We start from the raw sequence: 23,656 nt of genomic DNA, 5'->3' as shown, positions 1-23,656 counted from the left end.
ATGGAATCACAACGCAATTTACTTCTGATCGGTTTGCTGTTCGTGAGCTTCTTGCTCTGGCAACAGTGGGAGTCTGACAAGGCTCCGAAGCCGGCCCCGACGACCGTGGCCCAAACCGAACATTTCGTACCTGAAGCCGGTCAGACCGGTGATATTCCTCAGGTTTCCGAGCAAGCCAACGCCACCGCCGCACGCAAGCTGATCACCGTCACTTCCGACGTGCTCAAGCTGACCCTGGATACCCAGGGCGGTGATATCGTCGCTGCCGAGCTGCTGGCCCACAAGCTGGAAGAAGGCAAGGATCAGCCCTTCACCCTGCTGACCAGCCAACCGGCACACATCTATGTCGCCCAGAGCGGCCTGGTGGGTCGCAACGGTCCGGACAGCCAGCCAGAAGGTCGCCCCACCTATGAAGCCGCCGAGACCAGCTACCAGCTGGCCGACGGTCAGGATCAGGTCGTGGTTCCCATGACCTGGACCGACAGCAAGGGTGTGGTCTTCACCAAGCGCTTCGTGCTCAAGCGCGGCGACTATGCCGTCGGCGTCGACTACAAGATCGACAACAAGTCTGCCGAGCCGGTTCAGGTGCAGTTCTATGGTCAGCTGAAGCAGACCATGACCACGCCGAAGGATCAGGAAGGTCATGCCATGGTGGCCAGTGCCTACCGTGGTGGCGCCTTCTCCAGCGAAGACACCCGCTACAAGAAGTACACCTTCAGCGAGATGCAGGACGCCGACCTGAACAAGACCACCAAGGGTGGTTGGGTCGCCATGCTGCAGCACTACTTCGTCTCCGCCTGGGCCCCTAATGCCAACGATAACAACAGCTTCTACAGCCGTGTCATCCAGGGCAAGGATCAGGCCATCATCGGCTACAAGGCACCGCAGGTTGACGTCGCCGCTGGCCAGCAGGCCGAAGTGACCAGCCAGCTGTGGATCGGTCCCAAGCTGCAAGACCAGATGGCCAAGGTGGCAAACCACCTGGACCTGACCGTCGACTACGGCTGGCTCTGGTTCATCGCCCAACCGCTGCACTGGCTGCTGACCGTGTTCCACGGCTTCGTCCAGAACTGGGGTCTGGCCATCATCATGCTGACCCTGCTGGTGCGCGGCATCATGTTCCCGCTGACCAAGGCCCAGTACACCTCCATGGCCAAGATGCGCATGCTGCAGCCCAAGCTGGCGGCGCTCAAGGAACGCTTCGGTGACGATCGCCAGAAGATGTCCCAGGGCATGATGGAGCTGTACAAGAAGGAGAAGGTCAACCCGCTCGGTGGCTGTCTGCCGATCCTGGTACAGATGCCCATCTTCATCGCCCTCTACTGGGCGCTGATGGAGTCGGTTGAACTGCGCCATGCGCCGTTCGCCCTGTGGATCACCGACCTGTCGGTGAAGGACCCCTTCTTCGTGCTGCCGATCCTCATGGGTGCTTCCATGTGGTACCTGCAGAAGATGAGCCCGACCACCATCACGGACCCGATGCAGCAGAAGGTGATGCAGTTCATGCCGATCATCTTCACCTTCATGTTCCTCTGGTTCCCGGCTGGTCTGACCCTGTACTGGCTGGTGAGCAACGTCATCTCCATCATCCAGCAGACCATCATCTACCGTCAGCTGGAGAAGAAAGGCCTGCACTCACGCAACTGATATGCAGCCAATCTTCCCGTGATGACAAAAGAGGCGGCCTTCGGGCCGCCTTTTTTATTACAATGTCCGCACTATTTTTACCAAGACAGTCAATCAGCGAGTCCAGCAAGATGACAACAGATACCATAGTGGCCCAGGCCACCGCCCCCGGCCGGGGTGGCGTCGGCATAGTCCGGGTCTCCGGCCCCGCCGCCGAGCGCGTCGCCGAGATTGTGCTCGGCAGACTGCCGCGGGTACGTTACGCCGAATACCTGCCGTTCAACGACGAACAGGGGCAGCCGCTGGATCAGGGCATCGCCTTGCTGTTCCAGGCTCCCAACAGCTTCACCGGCGAAGACGTGCTGGAGCTGCAGGGTCATGGCGGTCCCGTCATCATGGACATGCTGATCCGCCGCATCCTGCAGATTGAAGGCCTGCGCCCCGCCCGTCCGGGCGAGTTCAGCGAACGCGCCTTCCTCAACGACAAGCTGGATCTGGCCCAGGCCGAGGCCATCGCCGACCTTATCGAAGCCTCCAGCGAACAGGCCGCCCGCAGCGCCATGCACTCCCTGCAGGGCCAGTTCTCCGGCAAGGTGCAACAGCTGGTGGAGAACGTGACCCGGCTGCGCATCTATGTGGAGGCCGCCATCGACTTCCCGGACGAGGAGATAGATTTCCTCTCCGACGGCAAGGTGGCCGGCGATCTCCGAGCCATCATGGCCGAGCTGGACGCCGTGCGCGGCGAAGCCAAGCAGGGAGCCCTGCTGCGGGAGGGGATGAAGGTGGTCATCGCCGGGCGTCCCAACGCCGGCAAGTCGAGCCTGCTCAACGCCCTGGCCGGACGCGAATCCGCCATCGTTACCGAAATCGCCGGCACCACCCGCGACGTCCTGCGCGAGCACATCCACCTGGACGGCATGCCGCTGCACATCATCGACACCGCCGGCTTGCGGGACACCCAGGACAAGGTGGAGCAGATCGGCATCGAGCGTGCCTGGGCCGAGATAGAGCAGGCCGACCGGGTGCTCTTCATGGTGGACGGCACCACGACAGATGCGGTCGACCCCCACGAGATCTGGCCGGAATTCGTCGATCGCTTGCCCAAAAACATCGGCCTCACCGTAGTGCGCAACAAGGCGGACCTCACCGGCGAGGATCTGGCGCCGAGCCAGGAGCTGGGCCACGCCGTCTATCGCATCTCCGCCAAGACAGAGCTGGGGCTGCCCGCCCTGCGCGAACACCTCAAGGCCTGCATGGGCTTCCAGGGCAATACCGAGGGGGGCTTCATGGCCCGTCGCCGCCACCTGGACGCGCTGGAGCGCGCCGCCGAGCGACTGCTGGTGGCCAAAGAGCAGCTGGAAGTCTTCGTGGCTGGCGAGCTGGTGGCCGAGGAGCTGCGCCTGGCGCAGGAGTCCCTGTCCGAGATCACCGGCGAGTTCAGCTCGGACGATCTACTTGGCCGCATCTTCTCCAGTTTTTGTATCGGTAAATAGATAATTTAAAGCACAAACATCTACAAAAAGGATGCTCAACCGTCATCGATGCTACCGGTTCGGCGGCCATCGATGGCAAGCTGGTGATCCCCATCTCCACTCACACTCGGCGTGGCCATGACCGACATTCGCAAGCTGGATCTGAATCTGCTCAAGGCATTCGATGCCCTGCTCGACGAGCGCAGCGTGACCCTGGCGGCCGCCCGCCTCTCCCTGACCCAGCCAGCGGTCAGCGGCATGCTCACCCGGCTGCGGGACAACTTCGACGATCCCCTCTTCGTGCGCACCGCCCGTGGCGTGGTGCCGACCCAGCGCGCCCTGGAGCTGGCACCGACCCTCAAGCGGGTGCTGGGGGACATCCAGCTCATGCTGCAACCCACCGACTTCGATCCCGCCACCGCCACCCTACGCTGGTCGGTGGCGGCCACCGATTACGGGTTGCAGGCCGTTTTGCTCCCCTTCCTGCGGGAACTGCGCCGCCAGGCGCCGGGGATCCAGGTCGTCGCCCACCCCGTCGATGACAGCGCCGTCTATCACCAGCTGGAACGCGGGGAGCTGGATCTGGCCCTGATGACCCCGGAGTCCACTCCGGACAATCTGCACCTGCGTCCCCTCTATCAGGAGGAGTACGTCTGCGTGGTGCGGGAGGGGCACCCGGTCACTGCGGAGGGAGAGCTGTCGCTGGATAGCTTCTGCGCCCTGGATCATGGCCTGGTCTCCTACAGCGGTGGTGGCCTGCAGGGAGTGACGGATCAGGCCTTGGCGGCCTTGGGGCGGGAGCGCAGGGTGGCCCTCTCGGTCCCGAGTTTCCTCATATTGACCCAGGTGCTGCGCAGCAGCGATCTGGTGGCCATGATGCCGCGCCGCCTGATCTCCCGGGAGCAGGGATTGGCGACGCTCAGGATCCCGCTCACCGTGCCCGGCTTCACCAAGTCGATGGCCTGGCACGAACGCACCCACAAGGATCCGGCCCAGTGCTGGCTGCGGGCGCTGATGCTGTCCACCAGTCAAACCGGCTAGCAAAAAGGCGCCGATGGCGCCTTTTTTACGGGATCAGCTCGGGCGATAACGCTCCAGCCAGTGGGCATAGGGCGCGGGCAGCACCCAGGAGGGGCGCTCCACGCCGAGGGTGAGGGCCGCCTGATAGGGCCAGTGAGGATTGGCCAGATGCACCCGCCCAATCATCACCAGATCCAGCAAGCCATCCGCCACCGTCGCCTCGGCGTTGTGGGGATTGTCGATGCCCCAGGAGGAGGCCACCGGCAGGCCCGTCTCCTGGCGAACCCGCCCGGCGATCGGCGCGAGGAAGGCCGGTCCCCAGGGGATCTGGGCATCCGGGGTGGAGAAGCCCATGCTGACGCTCAGCATGTCCAGCCCGCCCTCCCCCATGGCCTTGGCCAGGGCGATGGACTCCTGCATCGTCTCCTCATCCCGGCCGTCATATTCGATCACCCCGAAGCGAGCGGTCAGCGGCAGCCGCTCTGGCCAGACAGCGCGCACCGCCCCCAGGATTTCCAGCAGGAAGCGACCACGGCCGCGCCAGTCGCCGCCGTACTCATCCTCGCGCCGGTTGGCATGAACCGAGAAGAAGCTCTGGGCCAGATAGCCGTGGGCGAAGTGCAGCTCCAGCCATTCGAAACCGGCCTCCCGCGCCCGTATGGCGGCAGCGGCAAAATCGGCCTGCACCCTGACGATATCGTCCTGCGTCATGGCCCTCGGCACACGGGGCAGATGCTGGCCGAAGGGGATGGCGGAGGGCGAGAGGATCTCCCAGCTGCGGGGATCATCGGCGGCGATATGGTCATCCCCCTCCCAGGGCTTGTTGGCGTTGGCCTTGCGACCGGCATGGGCGATCTGGATACCCGGAACGGCCCCCGCCGCCTTGATGGCACTGGCGACCTTGGCCAGCTCGGCGGCCTGCTCATCGTTCCACAGTCCCAGACAGGCCGGGCTGATGCGCCCCTCGGGGGAGACGGCTGTCGCCTCGACGATCACCAGACCCGCCCCACCCCGGGCCAGGCTGGCGTAGTGGGACAGATGCCACTCGTTGGCGAGCCCGTCCTCGGCGCTGTATTGGCACATGGGGGGTACGGCGATGCGGTTGCGAAGGGTCACCTCTTTGAGGCTAAAGGGGCTGAACAGAGCAGACATGGTTTCTCCTGCCGCCGCAAGATGGCGGTCATGATCACAAAGAAGGTCATCTTGCAAAGGGCTGGGGTCATAAAGCAAAACGTGATTGCTGATACCTGCTATCAGTCTGTGCAATATCAGATCGGGTCGCGCATCGCCGCCATGATATTAACCTTGGTGATGACATACATATCGAATGGCGATTGTACTTATATCACTCAAGTTCTCATCCTGAGCACCTCCACCAGGGACCACAGCGGGCCCTGACGCTGAACCCCGATGAGGAAAAACCATGAACGAGATCCTGTGGCCCGAGGGCTATCTGCCCGGACTGACCGACAACTTCGCCTCCAACGAGATGATAGTGACTGGTCTCACCCTGACCGATGTCTGGCCCCTGCTGAACACCCCGCCCCTCTGGCCCGGTTATTATCCCAATGCCGCCAACACCCGCTTCTACGACCACGCGGGGCCGGAACTGGCCGAGGGGGTGCGCTTCTATTTCGAGACCTTCGGCTTCCCGGTGGAGGCCAGGGTCGTCGAGTATCAGGCTCCCGCCGCAGGCCAGCCGGCACGCGTCGCCTGGCACGGCTGGGCGGGTGAGGAAGGGAGCGACGATCGCCTCGATGTTCACCATGCCTGGCTGCTGGAGGAGCTGCCGCACCACCGGCTGCGGATCCTGACCCAGGAGACCCAGCGCGGCAAACCCGCCCAGGCCCTGGCGATCGCCGAACCCAACCCCATGATAAACGGTCACGATCAGTGGCTTAAAGGATTGATATTCGCTGCCAGGACGGCAAAAGGCAGTTGAAAATAGAGCGGGATGGCATTGCCATCCCGCTTTCTGTTGCCAGTTATCTCTATGCCGCACGCCCTTAAAGCCGCCGCAGGCACCACATGAAGTAAGCGCCCCCCAACAGGGTGGAGACCAGGCCGACCGGCACCTCCTGCGGGAACAGGATCTGTTGGCCAACCCAGTCCGCCGACACCATCAACAAGGCCCCGCAACCCGCGGCACCCAGCAGGTTCCAGCGCGCCCGCACCAGTCCCATCAGCCTGGCCATGTGTGGCGCCAGCAGGCCGGCGAAGGAGAGCGGCCCTATGACCATGGTCGCACTGGCGGTCAGCACCGCCACCAGCAGCAGGATAATCAGCTGGGCGCGACTGAGGCGAACCCCCAGCGCCGTCGCCACCGCCGGCCCCATGGGCATCAGATCCAGCCAGCGGCTCACCAGCAGGCAGATGCCCAGCATCACCAGCGCCAGCACGGCCAGCGCCACGGCCACCGGCTGGGTGACGTAATAGGTGGAGCCGGACATCCAGGAGAGCAGTTGCTGCACCCGCAGATTGCCGTTGGCCAGCGCGATGGACTGCAGCGGTTCGAACAGAGCCGCGATGGCGATACCGGTCAGCAGGATCCGCTCCGGCTGGAAGCCGTTCTTGCGGTTGATCACCACCAGCAGCAACAGGCTGCCGAAGGCCCCCAGCACGCCTCCCAGGGGGATCATGGCCAGCGGCAGGGTCGGCAGCAGCAAGGCGGTGGCGATCACCCCCATGAAGGTGCCGCCGCTCACCCCGAGCAGTTCGGGGCTCGCCATGGGGTTGTTGCTGACCCGCTGCAGCAGGGTCCCCGCCAGCGCCAGCAACACACCGGCCGCCCCCGCCGCCAGGGTACGGGGCAGACGCCACTCCAGCTGGGCTTCCCACCGGATCCAGCTCGGCCAGCTCCAGCCATGCATCCCCTGCCCGAACAGCAGGGAGGCCAGCATGGCGAGCAGCAGCCCGATCCCCAGCCAGGCAACGAAACGCCCGGGAGCCGGATGCCGCGCCACCGTCAACCCACTGGCGCCCCTCGGCGTCACCGACTTGAAGGTGAGACGGGGGATCAGCCAGAGCAGCAGCGGTGCCCCCAGCAGGGCCGTCATGGCCCCCGTCGGGATCAACACCGGCCAGAAGCGGGTCAGGGATTGCAGCAGCAGGTCGGTGGCCGTCAGCAAGAGGGCGCCCAGCACAGGCGCCCACAACAGGCGCAAGCCGAGCCGCCTCACCCCCAGCATGCGTACCAGGACGGGAGCCGCCAGCCCCACGAAACCGATGATCCCCACCACGCTCACCACGCAGGCGGTGAGGAAGACGGCGAGTGCCAGACCGCCGAGGCGCAGGTGCTTGAGGGAAACCCCCAGGCTGCGGGCACTGGCATCATCCAGCTCCAGCACCGCCAGGGGGCGAGCCAGCAGCGCCGCCAGCACGGCGGCCACCAGCAGCCGTGGCAGCAGGTAGGTGACACCGCTCCAGCTGGTCTGCGCCAGGGAGCCGCTACCCCACACCAGCAGTCCCTTGAGCTCCTCCTGGAAGAACAGCAGCAGCCCCAGACTCAGGGCCGCCAGATAGAGGTTGATCACCAGGCCCGCGAAGACGATGACCACGGGATTGAGCTGGCGGCGCCAGGCCAGGGCAAACACCAGCCCCATGGCGAGGCTCCCCCCGGCCATGGCGATCCACTCGCGCCCCACCAGCAGCCAGCTCGGGGCAAACAGGGTCACCGCCATCAACGCCAGCTGGGCACCCGAGGAGACCCCCAGGGTCGTCGGTGAGGCGAGCGGATTGCGCAACACTTGCTGCAGCAGGGTACCGGCCAGGCCCAGCGACGCGCCGGCCAGCAGGCAGATGGCGAGGCGCGGCAGCCAGCTGAAATGGACCAGCGCCTGGCGGGCATCGTCCAGCTGCGGCGAGAAGAGGGATTGCCACCAGAGCAAATCCGGCAGCTGGTGCGCCAGATCCCAACCGGCCAGTGCCAGTGTCAGCAGCAGCAGGGCCAGGCCGGGGCGCAGCAAGGAGACGGGAAGGATCTGATTCATTGAAGGGCTCCCTGGGTGGTCAGGCCGGATGCGGACTCCGTCTGCAGGGCCTCGCTCAGCAGATTGGCGAAACGGCGGGCGGCCAGCAGGCCACCGAAGCTCCAGACGGCGGGCAGGTGGACGACCTTGCCCTCCTTCACCAGCGGCAGGTGTTGCCAGAGACCTGGCTCCTGCAAGCGCTCACTCACCCCCACCGGAATGGGGTCGATGACCACCAGCCTGGCGGTCGGCAGGGAGATGAATTGCTCCAGACTCACCACGGAGAAGCCCCAGGCATTGGTCTCCCCCTGCCAGGCGTTGCGCAACCCCAGTCGCTGCAGCACGGCGTCGAACAGGCTATGTTGGCCAAACACTCGCACATGGCGTTCGTCAATAAATTGCACCATCAACAAGGGGGGCATATTGGCGGGAAGCTGTCCCTTCATCCGCTCGAGATCCCGATCCAGGGTGGCGAGCTGACGCTCAGCCTCAGCGGTCTTGCCCACCAGGGCGGCTATGGTCAGGGTCGCCTCGTGCAGCCGCTGCCACAGATCCGTATCCGGTTCATAGAGGGCGATGGATTTCACCGGCGCTATCTGGGACAAGGTGGGTTCCAACGACGCCATCAGCGGGGAAATGAGGATGAGATCCGGCTTGAGCTCCGCCAGCAGTTCGCGGTTGGGCTGCATGCGCAGGCCGATATCCACCACCTCGGCGGGCAACCTGGGCACATCCACCCAGGCACGGTAGGAACCGACATCCCCCATGGCCAGTGGCGTGACCCCTAGGGCCAGCAGGGTCTCCGCGACCGTCCAGTCGACGGTGGCGATGCGGGGCGTCTCCTGCACGATGACGGTATGGTGCCGGGTATCAGCAGATGCCGGCTCCGTTGGGGTTGCCGGCTCGGCCTGCCCCATCAGGGGGGCCAGCAGACAACAGAGCCAGCCCGTATTCTTCAATAGACGCATCGGGCCCCCGCTCAGATGATGGCGATGTTGTGATCGTGGGCCGGGTGACGTATCACGGCCATGGGTATGCCGTAGATGGCCTGCAGGGTCTCGCTGGTCATGATGTTGGCGGGTTCGCCATGGACCAGCAAGCGGCCACCGTGCAGGGCCACCAGTTGATCGCAGAAGCGGGAGGCCATGTTGATGTCGTGGATGACGATGATGACCCCCAGGTTGAGCTGACGGCTCAACTGCCTGACGAGTGTGAGCACCTCCACCTGGTGAGCCACGTCCAACGCGGCCAGCGGCTCGTCCAGCAGGATGAAGCGGCTCTCCTGGGCCAGCAGCATGGCCAGCCAGACCCGGCCCCGTTCACCACCGGAGAGGGTATCCACCAGCCGATCGGCGAACGCCTCGGTGTGGGTCAGGGTGATGGCCTGATCCACCTGGCGGTGATCCTCCTCCCGCATCCGCCCCAGCAAACCACGCCAGGGGTAGCGCCCCATCTCCACCAGTTCGCGGCCGAGCAGGCTCTCGGCACTCGGCAGATGCTGGGGCAGATAGGCGACCTGGCGGGCGAAGTCCCGATTGCTCCAGTCGCTCAGTGGCTTGTCGTCAAACAGGATCTCGCCGCCGCTCAAGGGCTGCTGGCGCGCCAGCAACTTGAGCAGGGTGGATTTTCCCGAGCCGTTGTGACCGATGAGGCCATAGACCTGGCCCTGCTCGAAGCGCAGATCGGTGGGTTGCAGCAACTGACGTTCGTTCACTGTAAAGCTGGCGGATTTCATCTCAAACATAATCTGTTCCTGTGCTGGCCCTGGGCCAGTCCAATCCGTACCCGTCTCAGACCGGCACTTCAGTATCCAGATGGGCAACCGCATCCTGACTGACTCGCGCACGCTGCTCACCGGTCAATTCGGTGAGCTGCCCCTGACGCATCTCCAGCAGACGATCGGCCTGGGAGAAATAGAGGTCGTCATGGCTGATGGCGATCACCGTCTTGCCCATCTCTTTCAGGCGCGGTAGCAGCACCTGGTAGAAGATGCGGCGGAACTGGGGATCCTGATCCGCCGCCCATTCGTCAAACAGCATCACATCGCGCTGCTCCACCAGCGCCAGCAACAGGGCGACCCGCTTGCGTTGCCCCTGGGAGAGCTCGATGTTGGTGATAAAGTCCTGCTCTATCACCAGCTTGCTGCCCATCTGCAGCCGCTCCAGCCACTCATCGATCAGCCCCTGTCTGGGCTCGGGGCCCAACAGGTGCTGGAACAGGTGATAGTCGGTGAAGATGGCGGAGAAGAGCGCCAGATAGGCATTGCGATCCGGGATCGGCTCACCATCTACCAGGATCCGGCCAGACACTGGTTGATAGAGACCGGTCAGCAGCATGGCCAGGGTCGACTTGCCGGATCCATTGCCGCCTATGATGAAGATCTGCTCCCCCTTTTCGATGGTCAGGCTGATTGGCCCCACGGCGAAACCGGCCTCCCCCTGATAGTGAAAGCTCACCTCCTCCAGCTGGATCCGCTGCCAGGCACGGGGGGCTGGTGGCAGAGAGAAGACGGGATCCGGCGAGGCCAGCGTCAGGGTCGCAATCTTGTCGAACGCCACCTGGGCGGCGATCAGGGTCGGCAGGGCACCTATCCCCTGCAGCAAGGGGGTGCGCAGGAACAGCAAGGTGAGGGCGAAGGTGGCGGCCACGTTGGTATTGGCCCAGCCCAGCCCGTTGGCCAGGAAGAAGACCAGGCCAATGGCCCCCAGCATCATGATATTCGACCAGTTCACCGCGCTCAGGTGATAGGTGTCGGCGCGGATGATCTCTGTCCGGTAATCCTCGGCATTGCGCTCATAGAGCCGGTGGTAGACGAAGTGAGCGCGCTCGCGATTGAGGGCCAGCTCCTTGCTGCCGGCGATGATGGACTGGTAGTTCTGATAGAGCTTGTCTTCGGCCTGACGCATGCGGGCGAGATGGCGATAGACGCGGTTCACCAGCAGCCAGCCCACTACCATGGTGAAGGTGACCCAGAGGGCCGTCACGACGAGCAGGGAGGGCGACAACCAGCCGAGATAGAGGGCGGAACCTATGGTGAGCACCAGCCCCTGCACCAGCTCTGGCAGGCGCACGAAGGCGATGGTGATCTGGCCGATGTCGCTGGAGAGAGAGGCCAGCAGTGGCCCCTGCCCTATCTGACGAATGCGGGCGACATCGGTATCCAGCAGCTGTTTGAGCAGCCGGCCGCGCAGGCGATAGACGAAGTGATGGCCCAGGGTAGTGAGGCCCAGCTGGGCGCCCAATGTGATCACCAGCAACAACAGAATGAGGCCGATCAGCTGTCCAAGGATGGGTAACGGATCCCCAGCTGATTCGATAAGTGATTGATTGATAAAGGCGATAACACCTATCCCGCTCACGGCACTGAGCAGGCTAAGCAGGGTAATGGCGATGAAGGGCCAACGATATTGGCGGTAAACCAGTGACAAGAGTTCCATGACAGGCCTGCGTACAAAAAGAAGGAGGGCGGGAGCTTGGTGCCCCCGCCCGGCCTGTATCTTACCAGCGGTAGTTGACGGAGCCGACTATGCTGCGCGGCTCACCGTAGTAGCAGTAGTAGTCACAGCTCGCGACATAGGTGTCATCCAGCAGGTTGTTGACGTTAATCTGCGCTCGCCAGTTCTTGGCAAAGTCATACCCGATCATCGCATCCCACACCGTCTGGGCCGGTACCTTAGCTGTATCGTATTCAAGAGGATTCCAGTAGGCATCCACCATGCCGTTGCCTACACCAACGCTGGAACCGATATAACGTACCCCAGTACCCACCTCCAGACCAGAGACAGGCCCCTGCAGCACCTTGTAATTGCCCCAGAAGGAGGCTTGATGACGGGGAATTAATGTACTGCGGTGCTCATTATCACCAGTGCTATTAGTCTTGGCATCGGTATAGGTGTATGCCGCGGTCAGACGCAACGCGTCTGTAACCTGCACACTGCCCTCCAGTTCCACCCCCTGGGATGTAGATTCACCGGCCTGAGTCTGTTGTTTCTCACCATTGGATACTAGGGTGTTGGTTTGCTCCAGATCGAACAGGGCCAGGTTGATATAACCGTCGAGGAAGCTTGGAGCATACTTGATGCCGGTTTCATACAGCTTACCTTCCATCGGCTTATAAGAGTTGCCTGTATTAGGGTTAATCCCTCCAACAACCTCGAAGGACTCAGCATAGGCAAAATAAGGGGAGATGCCGTTGTCAAACAGGTACATCAGGCTGCCGGAAAGCGAGAGGTTGTCATCGTACTGCTTCTGGTTGGCAGACTTGTTTATATTGTGAGTCTCTACATAGTCGAATCGACCACCGGCGGTCAGCAGCCAGCGATCGTCCCAGCGGATCTGGTGCTGGGCATAAAAGCCGCTCTGCCCCTTGGTGTTCTTCTGGTAGGTCGCAGCGGACTCATCGAAACCAGTGAAGTCATTGTAATCTGGATGAATGGTATTGATTGTGCCAACTCCGACAAAATCAGATTCTACCCCTTCATTCACATGACGCTGCAGATCGATACCCAGCAATAACGTCTGCTCGGTGCGATCCGTGTTCCAGTAACCCACCATCTGGTTGTCCATGGTGATGCTCTTGGTATCACCATCACGGTATACAACACTACGAGGTGCCGTTGTCGTATCATAAACTGGGTAAATATAGGTCTGACGCAACAACAGATCGTTATAGCTGAAGCGGACGTTCTGCTTGAACTCCCAAGTATCGTTGAACTGGTGAGCCAGCTCATAACCGGCGGAGATCTGGGTGTTGCGGTTTCGATCGTAATCCGGCTGGCTCAGGTTGGTGCTGGGATCGATCTGGCCAGGGGTTGTATCTAAAGTACCGTAGACGGGGAAAAAGCCGTTGGTCGGCACCCCTTCATCGTGCAGGAAGCTGGCCAGCAGGGTGAGGCTGGTACGATCCGAGATGTCCAGGGTCACGCTCGGCGCCAGGTAGGCTCGCTCGTTATAGGTGCCATCCAGCACGCCATCACGCTCGTTATAGAGCGCAACCAGACGATAGCGACTGTTGTCGGCCAGATCGTCGGAGACATCCACCCCGACCTGGCGCAGATCCCGGCTACCCAGCTGCAGATTGACCAGACCCTGAGGCGTCTTGGTCGGGCGCTTGGTGACTGAGTTGATCACGCCGCCGGGAGGGGCTTCACCGTAAAGGATGGAGGCCGGCCCCTTGAGCACTTCCACGCTCTCCAGACCGAAGGTCTCTGGGGTCCACACGTAGTAGCCGGTGCTGAACAGGCGGTTGCCATCCAGGTATTGAGCCGCGTCGAAGCCACGCACCTTGAACCAGTTGGTGTTGTTGTCCGAGCCATAGAGGCCGGTGAGCACGCCGGAGCGATAGCGAACGGACTCGTCGAGCTGCTGCACGGCGTGCTGATCCATCTCCTCGCGATTGACCACGGAGACGGCGCGCGGGGTCTCGGCCATGGGCACTTCGACCTTCATGGCGTTGGCGGTCACCACCATGGTCTCGCTCGCCTTGGGCAACTCTTTTTCAGCTTGTTCGGCAGCCAGCACCGGCAGACCAGCCAACAAGCAGGAGAGCGGCAGCAGGTGCTGTACCACTCTCTTTCGCATCACTGCGTGGGGGATATTTTTTTGCGCAATCATATTAAGTGTCTCAAATAAAAAGAGTTATTTTTGGTTTCTTATTATGGGTGCCCAATACTGCCGGTTTGCCCGACTCCTTAGGCGAATAAATCACCGCAATGCTACTACAAGAGCCGTGATCGAATCGATTCATTAATTGCTAATCATTTGCATCCGTATTGTTGCTAAACGTATCGATTAGAGCTTTTTTTGAGCATTGGGATTCATTCATGTATGACTGGCGGTGAGAGGCATCCGGGCAGCGGAAAGCGTCGGTGGCAGGGGCGTTTTTCATCGTCAAAAGCCGAAAGGATCCTTATCCCCAAGCTTTATCCATATTTATCCACATCCTTTGGCGGTAGAATCCCGGCTCCGCACTTTCCGCGTTTTTTCAGGATCCATTCCATGGCCAAACTCAATCTCGTCGTCGGCTCCATGCTGGGCGCCGCCGAATATGTCGCAGATCATGTCGCCAGCCTGCTGGAACAGGCGGGACATCAACCCAGGATCCACAACCCGGCGAGCCTTGCCGAGGTGCTGGCAGAGCCGGATGCGATCCTGCTGGTGATCACCTCCACCCACGGTGCCGGCGATGTCCCCGACAACCTGCAACCTTTCGCCAAGGATCTTGCCGACCAGAAGCCGGATCTCAATAGGCTGAAATATGGCGTCATCGCGCTGGGCGACAGCAGCTATGACACCTTCTGCCAGGGTGGCAAGACCCTGGATACCCTGCTAAGGGAGTGTGGCGCCAGCCGGATCGGGGATCGTCTCGACATCGATGTGACCCAGCACGAGATCCCGGAAGATGCCGCCGAAGCCTGGATCCAGGACTGGATGGCGTTGATCGCGTAAAAACGAGGGGGAGATCCGCTTAGTCGCACCTGATCTCCCCGCTTATCCCCAGATCCCTATCCACCAGGTTATTAACAGCCCAGCCTGAACCGGGCTTTCTGCCTGAACAAGAAATAAAACCGGATCGCCTGTGCATAACCATAGGGTTAAGCGCTGTAAAACCTATAGTTATTCATGTATTAGATCCGATGTGGTTTCTCTTTGTGAATAAAACCCCCGGTTATCCCCCAGTTCAAGGCCCTGGGATCCAAGCTTTTCCACAAGCTGGGATCCGCCTTAACCGGATGATCTTTATGATCAAAAAGTGCTTATCAACAGAAACGGCGGATCCTAATAAAAGATCCAACAAAAGATCGATCTAAAGATCCTTAAGATCTATTTAGTGGATCCTTGATCCATACTGATCCCGAACTAGACGTTCCCCTCAGGATACGAAACGGATAGAATGATCCGCCCTCCAGACCAGGCAAACAAAGATCTTCAGGCGTGCAGATCAAGGTGATCCCAATGCAATACCATGAACAATTTGATGTGATCGTCGTCGGTGGCGGTCACGCAGGAACCGAAGCAGCCACGGCGGCCGCCCGTATGGGCCTTAATACGCTGTTGCTGACTCACAACATCGATACGCTGGGACACATGTCTTGCAACCCGGCCATCGGCGGGATCGGTAAGGGACACCTGGTCAAGGAAGTTGACGCCCTCGGCGGGATCATGGCGCGTGCCATCGATCTCGGCGGGATCCAGTTCCGCACCCTCAACTCTTCCAAGGGCCCGGCCGTGCGCGCCACCCGTGCACAGGCGGATCGTCTGCTTTACAAGGCAGTGGTACGCCAGACGTTGGAGAACTACCCGAACCTGAAGATCTTCCAGCAAGCCTGTGACGATCTCGTCATGGACGGGGATCGCGTTGCCGGTGTGGTGACCCAGAGCGGGATCCGCATCAGCGCCAAGACAGTGGTACTCACAGTCGGCACCTTCCTGAACGGTTTGATCCACATCGGCATGGAGAACTACAAGGGCGGCCGCGCCGGTGATCCTCCCTCGATCGCCCTGGCCCAGCGCCTGCGGGAGATGCCGCTGCGTATCGATCGCCTCAAGACAGGCACGCCGCCGCGCATCGATGCCCGTACCGTCGATTTCACCGTGATGCAGCAGCAGCACGGTGACGATCCTCGTCCCGTCTTCTCCTTCATCGGCGATGCCAGCCAGCATCCACGCCAGGTCCCCTGCTACGTCACTCATACCAATGAGCAGACCCACGAGGTGATCCGCAACAACCTGGATCGCAGCCCCATGTACGCCGGGGTGATCGAGGGGATAGGCCCGCGCTACTGCCCGTCCATCGAAGACAAGATCACCCGTTTTGCCGACAAGACGGCGCACCAGATCTTCGTCGAGCCGGAAGGGCTAACGACCCACGAACTCTATCCGAACGGGATCTCCACCAGCCTGCCGTTCGACGTGCAGGTGCAGATCGTCCGTTCGATCCGCGGCTTCGAGAATGCTCACATCACCCGTCCGGGTTACGCCATCGAATACGATTTCTTCGATCCCCGGGATCTCAAGGCGAACATGGAGAGCAAGTGCATCGAGAACCTCTTCTTCGCCGGCCAGATCAACGGCACCACGGGTTATGAAGAAGCCGCCGCTCAGGGCCTGATGGCCGGTCTCAACGCCGGTCTGCGCGCCCAGGGCAAGGAAGCCTGGCATCCGCGCCGGGATCAGGCCTACATGGGCGTGATGATGGACGACCTCTCCACCCTGGGAACCCGCGAACCCTACCGCATGTTCACCAGCCGCGCCGAATACCGGCTGCTGCTGCGTGAAGACAACGCCGACCTGCGCCTGACCGGCATAGGCCGGGAACTGGGGCTGGTGGACGACGAGCGCTGGAGCAAGTTCAACGCCAAGATGGAACAGGTGGAGCAGGAGCGCCAACGCATGCGCTCGACCTGGATCCACCCGCAACATCCGTCTCTGGACGCGGTCAACGCTCTGGTCAACACCCCCCTCACCCGCGAGCAGAGCCTGGAAGAGCTGCTGCGTCGCCCAGAGGTGACCTACGATGCGCTGATGGCCATCGACGGAGTGGGCCCTGCGCTGGCGGATCCGGCCGCCGCCGATCAGGTGGAGATCCAGATCAAATACGCCGGCTACATCGAGCGTCAGCACGACGAGGTGGAGAAGCAGCTTCGCAACGAGAACACCCTGTTGCCGCTGGACATGAACTACCGTGACGTGAACGGCCTCTCCAACGAGGTGATCGCCAAGCTCAACGATGCCAAGCCAGAGACCATAGGTCAGGCTTCCCGCATCTCCGGCATCACCCCGGCCGCCATCTCCATTCTGCTGGTTCACCTGAAAAAGCACGGTTTGCTGCGCAAAACCGCCTGAGGAATTCCCCGTTGGAAAACATGCTGGAAAGACTGAACGGCCTGCTCATGCAGGCCGGTATTGTTATCACTGATACCCAAAAGAGTCAGTTGGTTCGCCTGGTCGAGTTGCTGCACAAGTGGAACAAGGCTTACAATCTCACCTCGGTGCGCGAGCCGGACGCCATGCTGGTCAAGCACATTCTCGACAGCCTGGTGGTGAGTCCCCACCTCAAGGGTGAACGTTTCATCGATGTGGGCACGGGTCCCGGTCTGCCGGGACTGCCGCTCGCCATCATCAACCCAGACAAGCAGTTCGTGCTGCTCGACAGCCTGGGCAAGCGGATCAACTTCATCCGTCAGGTAATCCTGGAGCTGGGGCTGACCAATGTGACGCCGGTCAAATCCCGGGTCGAGGAGTATCAGCCCGAGATCGGATTTGATGGGGTACTGAGCCGGGCCTTTGCCTCGCTGGAGGACATGCTGGGCTGGTGTCATCATCTGCCCTCGGCAGACGGCAGCTTCCTGGCGCTCAAGGGGCAATTCCCCGAGCAGGAGCTGGCCCAGTTGCCCGCCAGCATTCAACTGGTCGCCACCCATAAGCTGGTGGTGCCGGAGCTGGACGGCGAGCGCCATCTGCTGGAGTTTAAAGCCATTCAGCCCGAATAGGGCCGCCGCATTCATTTAGGGGATAGTGTGGGAAAAGTCATTGCCATAGCCAACCAGAAGGGTGGAGTGGGGAAAACCACCACCTGTGTGAATCTGGCCGCCTCCATGGCCGCTACCCGGCGCAAGGTGCTGGTGATCGATCTGGATCCGCAGGGCAATGCCACCATGGGCAGCGGGGTCGACAAGTACGAAGTCGAACGCACCGCCTATGAACTGCTGATCGACGATGCTCCCATCGGCGAGGTGATCATTCCCGAGACCTCGGGGGGCTATCACCTGATCGCCGCCAATGCCGACGTCACGGCGGCCGAAATCCGCCTGATGGAATTCTTTGCCCGCGAGATCCGCCTGCGCAACGCGCTGGCCTCGGTGCGGGACAAATACGACTACGTCTTCATCGATTGCCCCCCTTCCCTCAACATGCTGACTGTCAACGCCATGGCCGCCGCCGACTCCGTGTTGGTGCCCATGCAGTGCGAGTACTACGCGCTGGAAGGGCTCACTGCCCTGGTGGATACCATCAGCAAACTGGCCGCCGTGGTGAATCCCGAGCTGAAGATCGAAGGGGTGCTGCGCACCATGTTCGATCACCGCAACCGCCTGGCCAATGATGTGTCCGATCAGCTGAAACAGCATTTTGGTGACCGGGTCTATCGCACCATCATTCCTCGAAACGTGCGACTGGCGGAGGCGCCGAGCTTCGGTGCGCCGGCCATGCACTATGACAAATCATCGGTGGGGGCCAAGGCCTATCTGGCGCTGGCAGGCGAGATCCTGCGCCGTCAGGAGCAGGAGTGCCAGCCGATCACCGCAGACCGAGAGAGCCTATGACTCCGAAGAAACGTGGACTGGGCAAGGGACTGGATGCCCTGCTCAGCACCAGCACGGCCGCTCGCCAGAAACAGGTGATGAGCGATCAGCGTACCGAGCAGGCCATGGCCCCCACCAACCAGGGTGAGCTGCGCAAGCTGCCGGTGGAGTGGTTGCAGTCCGGCAAGTACCAGCCGCGAAAGGATATGTCGCAGGATGCGCTGGAAGATCTGGCCAACTCCATCCGGGCACAGGGGGTGATCCAACCCATCGTCGTCCGTTCCATCGGGGAGAACCGCTTCGAGATCATCGCCGGTGAACGGCGCTGGCGTGCTTCCCAGCTCGCCCGGCTCGAGGTCGTCCCCTGCCTGGTCAAGGACGTTCCTGACGAAGCGGCGGTGGCCATCGCGCTGATTGAGAATATCCAGCGCGAAGACCTCAACGCCATCGAAGAGGCGGTTGCCCTGCAGCGGCTGCTGACCGAGTTTGAATTGACCCATCAGCAGGTCGCCGAGGCGGTGGGCAAGTCCCGCACCACGGTAACCAACCTGCTGCGGCTCAATCAGCTCAACGAAGACGTTAAGCGTTTCGTCGAGCACGGGGATCTCGACATGGGCCATGCCCGCGCCCTGTTGGCGCTGAGCGGCTCGGCCCAGTCCGAGCTGGCCAAACTGGTGGCCCAGAAGGGGCTGACCGTGCGAGATACCGAGAAACTGGTGCAAAAGACCCTGGAACCGGCAAAAACCAAGGTTGAGCCCGTCCGTGATCCTCAATTTGGTTACATCGAGCGCCAGATTTCAGAAAAAATTGGTAATCAGGTGCAACTTCAGCAGGGCAAGCAGGATAGCGGCAAGTTAGTAATAAGTTACGATAACTTAGCGGATTTGGACCGTATACTGTGCTATTTCGGCCTGTCAGAATCGTGATTTTTACGCTTTTTGTAGTAATAAAACATCCATTCCTTTCGTTATGAACATAACCTTAATTCTGCACGGAAAGCCGCAAAAATTAAGGATTTTTGCCGTGTTGCAATAGCTGTCTTCACGGGTATAATTTGACCGGCTTTTCGAGCTGTGAACGCGGGGTCTTCGGATCCCGATTTTTTACAGTTCTGTAATGTTCAGGGGTAGGTTGGTGAAACAGAAAAGAGCCTTGGAAGGTTTGACGCTAGCCATGGCTATGCTCGTTTGTCAGCTCATCCTGATCCTGGCGATCAGTACCGTCTGGTTTTATCTGGAGGGTCCGTTCGCCGGACAATCCTCTCTCTACGGAGGGGGGATGTACTGGGTTCCTCAGGCTCTGTTCACGCTCTGGGTTCTGCGCCGCAAGGTGACGAAGGAGAGCGTGGGCTTGGTGTTGGGGGACTTTTATGGTGGGGCAGGGATTAAGCTCGTTACTACAGCAGGACTTTTCGCCCTGGTGTTTGGCTCCGGGATCGAGGTCAACACAGTCTCGTTCTTCGCCACTTATATCCTCGCCCTCGTTGTACAGTGGATAGTTTCATTCACGCTTAACAACCACTATTAGGAAAACTCATGTCTGCAACCGGAGAAGTCCTGACTCCTCAGGGATATATCTCCCACCACCTGACCCATCTGCAAGTAGGGTCCGGGTTCTGGACGGTGAATATCGACTCAATGATATTTTCCGTCGTGCTAGGCGCCCTGTTTATCTGGTTGTTCCGCAGCGTGGCCGTCAAGGCTACCAGCGGTGTGCCCGGTAAGCTGCAGTGCTTTGTGGAGATGCTGGTCGAGTTTGTGAATGGTAACGTCAAAGACATTTTTCATGGTCGCAACAAGGTCATCGCACCTCTGGCCCTGACGGTGTTTGTGTGGATCTTCCTGATGAACCTGATGGATCTGATCCCCGTTGACTTTATCCCTCACGCTGCACAGTTGATGGGTGTTCCCTATCTGCGTGTGGTTCCCTCTGCTGACGTTAACATCACCATGTCCATGGCTTTGGGCGTGTTCTTCTTGATCCTGTATTACAGCATCAAGGTCAAGGGTATCAGCGGGTTCGTGAAGGAGCTGACGCTTCAGCCTTTCAATCACCCGGCTGCCATCCCGGTTAACTTCATCCTTGAAACCGTCACGTTGATTTCCAAGCCTGTTTCATTGGGTCTGCGACTGTTCGGCAACATGTATGCTGGCGAACTGATCTTTATCCTGATTGCGGGTTTGTTACCCTGGTGGTCACAGTGGATCCTGTCCGTGCCTTGGGCAATTTTCCACATCCTGATCATCACTTTGCAGGCGTTTATCTTCATGGTTCTGACCATCGTCTATCTGTCGATGGCACAAGAAGACCATTGATGATGCAACTCAAATAATCCTTTTTATACAATCAATTACATCTAAATAAATGGAGATCCTCATGGAAAACTTGAACATGGACCTGCTGTACATCGCTGCTGCAATGATGATGGGTCTGGCGGCTATCGGCGCCTCCATCGGTATCGGTATCCTGGGTGGCAAGTTCCTGGAAGGTGCAGCTCGTCAGCCTGACCTGATCCCTGTTCTGCGTACCCAGTTCTTCATCGTGATGGGTCTGGTGGATGCGATCCCGATGATTGCCGTTGGTCTGGGTCTGTATGTGATGTTTGCGGTTGCCTAAGTCGTCGTAACGACTCACGCAGAACCCATTAACTAACTTAAGAGGACATCGGCTGTGAATATCAACGCCACCCTCCTCGGCCAAGCAGTTGCTTTTTTCATCTTCGTAGTATTTTGCATGAAGTACGTATGGCCGCCGCTGATCGCTGCCATCGAAGCCCGTCAGAAAGAAATCGCTGACGGCCTCTCTTCTGCAGAACGTGCCAAGAAAGATCTGGATTTGGCCAAGGCCAACGCCACCGATCAGCTGAAAGAAGCCAAGCTTCAGGCTGCCGAAATCATCGATCAGGCCAACAAACGCAAGGCCCAGATCATCGATGAGGCCGCTGTTGGAGCCCAAGCTGAGCGGGAAAAAATCCTGGCTCAGGGCCGTGCAGAGATCGAAGCTGAACGTCATCGTGCCAAAGAAGAACTGCGCAAGCAGGTTGCTGCTCTTGCCATCGCGGGTGCAGAGAAGATCCTGGCACGCCAAATCGACCAGGCTGCCAACAGCGACATCGTCGACAAACTGGTAGCAGAACTGTAACGGGAACGGGGCTATGTCTGAACTGACTACAATCGCTCGCCCCTACGCCAAGGCTGCTTTCGAGTTTGCCGTTGAGCACAAGGCGGTTGACCAGTGGCTGGGGATGCTCGGCTTCGCTGCGGAAGTAGTGAAGAACGAGACCATCCACAACCTGGTAAACGGCTCTGTGGCTGCCGAAGAGCTTGCAAAACTGTTTGTGAGCGTCTGCGGTGAGCAGCTCGACGAGCATGGTCAGAACCTGATCCGGGTGATGGCCGAGAATGGTCGCTTGGGTGTGCTGCCGGCGGTCGTTGCTGAATTTGTAGCGCTCAAGGCTGAACTGGAGAAAGAAGTTCAGGCTGACGTGATTTCGGCGATCGAACTGACCGACCAGCAGAAAGCCAATATTCAGGCTTCTCTGGAACAACGTCTCGCGCGCAAAGTGAAGCTGAATTGCAGCACCGATGCGTCCTTGATGGCCGGGGTGCTCATCAAGGCCGGTGATCTGGTTATCGACGGTACTGTCCGCGGTAAGCTGGATCGCATGGCCGATGCGCTGCAATCTTGATTGGGGTATTAGAGCATGCAACTGAATTCCACTGAAATCGCCGAGCTGATCAAGCAGCGCATTGCGCAGTTTGATGTCAAGAGCGAAGCGCGTAACGAAGGTACCATCGTCTCCGTAAGTGACGGTATCATTCGTATCCACGGCCTGGCCGATGCCATGCAAGGTGAGATGATCGAGCTGCCGGGCAACCGCTACGCTCTGGCATTGAACCTGGAGCGTGACTCCGTTGGTGCCGTAGTAATGGGTCCCTATGCCAACCTGGCGGAAGGGATGAAAGTCAAAGGGACTGGCCGCATTCTGGAAGTGCCGGTCGGTCGTGGTCTGTTGGGCCGGGTGGTCAACACCCTGGGTCAGCCGATCGACGGTAAAGGCCCGGTCGACAACGACGGCTTCTCGCCGATCGAAGTTATCGCACCTGGCGTTATCGAGCGTAAGTCTGTTGACCAGCCAGTCCAGACCGGCCTGAAAGCCATCGATGCCATGATCCCTATCGGTCGTGGCCAGCGTGAGCTGATCATCGGTGACCGTCAGGTTGGTAAGACCGCCATCGCGATCGATACCATCATCAACCAGAAAGACTCCGGCATTAAGTGTGTCTACGTTGCGATTGGCCAGAAGGCCTCCACCATCGCCAACGTGGTGCGCAAGCTGGAAGAGCACGGCGCCCTGGCCAACACCGTCGTGGTGGTTGCCTCTGCGTCTGAAGCGGCTGCCCTGCAGTACCTGGCTCCTTACGCCGGCTGCTCCATGGGTGAGTACTTCCGTGACCGCGGTGAAGATGCACTGATCATCTATGACGACCTGTCCAAGCAGGCCGTTGCCTATCGCCAGATCTCCCTGCTGCTGCGCCGTCCGCCTGGACGTGAAGCTTACCCGGGCGACGTCTTCTATCTGCACTCCCGTCTGCTGGAGCGTGCTGCTCGTGTCAACGCCGAGTACGTAGAGAAGTTCACCAATGGCGAAGTGAAAGGCCAGACCGGCTCCCTGACCGCCCTGCCGATCATCGAAACCCAGGCCGGTGACGTGTCAGCGTTCGTTCCGACCAACGTGATTTCCATCACCGATGGCCAGATCTTCCTGACCTCCCAGCTGTTCAACTCCGGTATTCGTCCGGCGGTTGACCCGGGTATCTCCGTATCCCGTGTGGGCGGTGCCGCTCAGACCAAGATCGTGAAGAAACTGTCCGGTGGTATTCGTACCGCTCTGGCTCAGTATCGTGAGCTGGCGGCTTTCGCCCAGTTCTCTTCCGACCTGGACGACGCGACTCGCAAGCAGTTGGATCACGGTCAGAAAGTAACCGAGCTGATGAAGCAGAAGCAGTACTCCCCGATGAGCGTGGCTCAGCAGGCTCTGGTGCTGTTCGCTGCCGAGAAGGGTTATCTCGCCGATGTCGAACTGAACAAGATCGTCGACTTCGAAGCCGCTCTGCTCTCTTACGCCAATACCCAGCATGGTTCGCTGATGGCTGACATCAATGCCAAGGCCGACTACAACGACGAGATCGTTGGCAAGCTGACTGCGTTGCTGGATGACTTCAAGGCAACCCAGACCTGGTAAGCGTGTGTGGCAGCGCAAGCTGCC

The 23,656-nt window shown here is 60.3% G+C and carries 21 protein-coding genes; 15 read left to right on the top strand and 6 right to left on the bottom strand.

The genetic code is table 11. The annotated features are described in order from the left end of the window. The 3 genes from yidC to ACW5W7_RS17445 all read left to right on the top strand — a co-directional run bounded on the left by yidC (position 1) and on the right by ACW5W7_RS17445 (position 4,139). Entirely contained in the window at positions 1-1,647 is a 1,647-nt protein-coding gene (yidC, locus tag ACW5W7_RS17455) for a membrane protein insertase YidC (protein ID WP_349920443.1), read from the top strand. Between the two features lie 110 nt (positions 1,648-1,757). Next, on the top strand, positions 1,758-3,119 hold the full coding sequence (gene mnmE / locus ACW5W7_RS17450; protein WP_456502509.1) for a tRNA uridine-5-carboxymethylaminomethyl(34) synthesis GTPase MnmE: 1,362 nt from the start codon (positions 1,758-1,760) through the stop codon (positions 3,117-3,119). Between the two features lie 117 nt (positions 3,120-3,236). Then, the gene (locus ACW5W7_RS17445) at positions 3,237-4,139 is read left to right on the top strand and encodes a LysR family transcriptional regulator (RefSeq protein ID WP_456502508.1); all 903 of its coding nucleotides are present in this window, start codon (positions 3,237-3,239) and stop codon (positions 4,137-4,139) included. A 33-nt stretch (positions 4,140-4,172) separates the two neighbouring features. Here the strand turns inward: ACW5W7_RS17445 and ACW5W7_RS17440 are convergent, their stop codons facing one another. Further along, entirely contained in the window at positions 4,173-5,270 is a 1,098-nt protein-coding gene (locus ACW5W7_RS17440; RefSeq protein WP_456502507.1) for an NADH:flavin oxidoreductase/NADH oxidase, read from the bottom strand. Between the two features lie 271 nt (positions 5,271-5,541). Between ACW5W7_RS17440 and ACW5W7_RS17435 the strand changes: the two genes are divergently transcribed. Continuing rightward, the gene (locus tag ACW5W7_RS17435) at positions 5,542-6,060 is read left to right on the top strand and encodes a hypothetical protein (protein WP_456502506.1); all 519 of its coding nucleotides are present in this window, start codon (positions 5,542-5,544) and stop codon (positions 6,058-6,060) included. Positions 6,061-6,124: 64 nt separating this feature from the next. Here the strand turns inward: ACW5W7_RS17435 and fhuB are convergent, their stop codons facing one another. The 5 genes from fhuB to ACW5W7_RS17410 form a co-directional block, all read right to left on the bottom strand. After that, positions 6,125-8,107, bottom strand: coding sequence for a Fe(3+)-hydroxamate ABC transporter permease FhuB (fhuB, locus tag ACW5W7_RS17430; RefSeq protein WP_456502505.1), 1,983 nt, complete (start codon positions 8,105-8,107; stop codon positions 6,125-6,127). Beyond that, on the bottom strand, positions 8,104-9,054 hold the full coding sequence (locus ACW5W7_RS17425; protein WP_456502504.1) for an ABC transporter substrate-binding protein: 951 nt from the start codon (positions 9,052-9,054) through the stop codon (positions 8,104-8,106). The genes fhuB and ACW5W7_RS17425 overlap by 4 nt, the downstream gene beginning before the upstream one ends. An 11-nt stretch (positions 9,055-9,065) precedes the next feature. Beyond that, positions 9,066-9,830: an ATP-binding cassette domain-containing protein gene (locus ACW5W7_RS17420; RefSeq protein ID WP_456502503.1), complete on the bottom strand. Its 765-nt coding sequence runs from the start codon at positions 9,828-9,830 to the stop codon at positions 9,066-9,068. 46 nt (positions 9,831-9,876) lie between these two features. Beyond that, the gene (locus ACW5W7_RS17415; RefSeq protein ID WP_456502502.1) at positions 9,877-11,523 is read right to left on the bottom strand and encodes a multidrug ABC transporter permease/ATP-binding protein; all 1,647 of its coding nucleotides are present in this window, start codon (positions 11,521-11,523) and stop codon (positions 9,877-9,879) included. A gap of 61 nt (positions 11,524-11,584) precedes the next feature. Continuing rightward, positions 11,585-13,699 carry a TonB-dependent siderophore receptor gene (locus ACW5W7_RS17410; protein WP_456502501.1) on the bottom strand — a complete coding sequence of 705 codons (2,115 nt, stop codon included), beginning with the start codon at positions 13,697-13,699 and terminating at the stop codon, positions 11,585-11,587. A gap of 384 nt (positions 13,700-14,083) precedes the next feature. Between ACW5W7_RS17410 and mioC the strand changes: the two genes are divergently transcribed. From mioC to atpA, 11 genes are all read left to right on the top strand, one after another. Further along, positions 14,084-14,533: an FMN-binding protein MioC gene (mioC, locus tag ACW5W7_RS17405; RefSeq protein ID WP_456502500.1), complete on the top strand. Its 450-nt coding sequence runs from the start codon at positions 14,084-14,086 to the stop codon at positions 14,531-14,533. A gap of 507 nt (positions 14,534-15,040) precedes the next feature. Then, entirely contained in the window at positions 15,041-16,930 is a 1,890-nt protein-coding gene (mnmG, locus tag ACW5W7_RS17400) for a tRNA uridine-5-carboxymethylaminomethyl(34) synthesis enzyme MnmG (protein ID WP_456502499.1), read from the top strand. Positions 16,931-16,950: 20 nt separating this feature from the next. Then, positions 16,951-17,577, top strand: coding sequence for a 16S rRNA (guanine(527)-N(7))-methyltransferase RsmG (gene rsmG / locus ACW5W7_RS17395; RefSeq protein ID WP_456502498.1), 627 nt, complete (start codon positions 16,951-16,953; stop codon positions 17,575-17,577). Positions 17,578-17,604: 27 nt separating this feature from the next. Beyond that, entirely contained in the window at positions 17,605-18,408 is an 804-nt protein-coding gene (locus tag ACW5W7_RS17390; protein ID WP_349920430.1) for a ParA family protein, read from the top strand. Continuing rightward, on the top strand, positions 18,405-19,313 hold the full coding sequence (locus ACW5W7_RS17385; protein WP_434664807.1) for a ParB/RepB/Spo0J family partition protein: 909 nt from the start codon (positions 18,405-18,407) through the stop codon (positions 19,311-19,313). The genes ACW5W7_RS17390 and ACW5W7_RS17385 overlap by 4 nt, the downstream gene beginning before the upstream one ends. A 190-nt stretch (positions 19,314-19,503) precedes the next feature. Continuing rightward, complete coding sequence (locus ACW5W7_RS17380; RefSeq protein ID WP_349920428.1) at positions 19,504-19,914, top strand: ATP synthase subunit I; 411 nt, start codon at positions 19,504-19,506, stop codon at positions 19,912-19,914. 8 nt (positions 19,915-19,922) lie between these two features. Beyond that, complete coding sequence (gene atpB / locus ACW5W7_RS17375) at positions 19,923-20,702, top strand: F0F1 ATP synthase subunit A (RefSeq protein ID WP_349920427.1); 780 nt, start codon at positions 19,923-19,925, stop codon at positions 20,700-20,702. Positions 20,703-20,763: 61 nt separating this feature from the next. Next, positions 20,764-21,003, top strand: a complete 240-nt coding sequence (gene atpE, locus ACW5W7_RS17370) for a F0F1 ATP synthase subunit C (protein WP_010672265.1) — start codon at positions 20,764-20,766, stop codon at positions 21,001-21,003. Positions 21,004-21,057: 54 nt separating this feature from the next. Further along, complete coding sequence (atpF, locus tag ACW5W7_RS17365) at positions 21,058-21,528, top strand: F0F1 ATP synthase subunit B (RefSeq protein WP_139437153.1); 471 nt, start codon at positions 21,058-21,060, stop codon at positions 21,526-21,528. 13 nt (positions 21,529-21,541) lie between these two features. Continuing rightward, positions 21,542-22,075 carry a F0F1 ATP synthase subunit delta gene (gene atpH / locus ACW5W7_RS17360; RefSeq protein WP_456502497.1) on the top strand — a complete coding sequence of 178 codons (534 nt, stop codon included), beginning with the start codon at positions 21,542-21,544 and terminating at the stop codon, positions 22,073-22,075. A gap of 15 nt (positions 22,076-22,090) precedes the next feature. Continuing rightward, the gene (gene atpA / locus ACW5W7_RS17355) at positions 22,091-23,632 is read left to right on the top strand and encodes a F0F1 ATP synthase subunit alpha (protein ID WP_349920425.1); all 1,542 of its coding nucleotides are present in this window, start codon (positions 22,091-22,093) and stop codon (positions 23,630-23,632) included. Positions 23,633-23,656 lie beyond the last annotated feature (24 nt).

This window comes from Aeromonas intestinalis (assembly GCF_054052485.1).
Note: the sequence above shows the minus strand (reverse complement) of the source record. Positions and strands in the feature narration are given on the sequence as shown.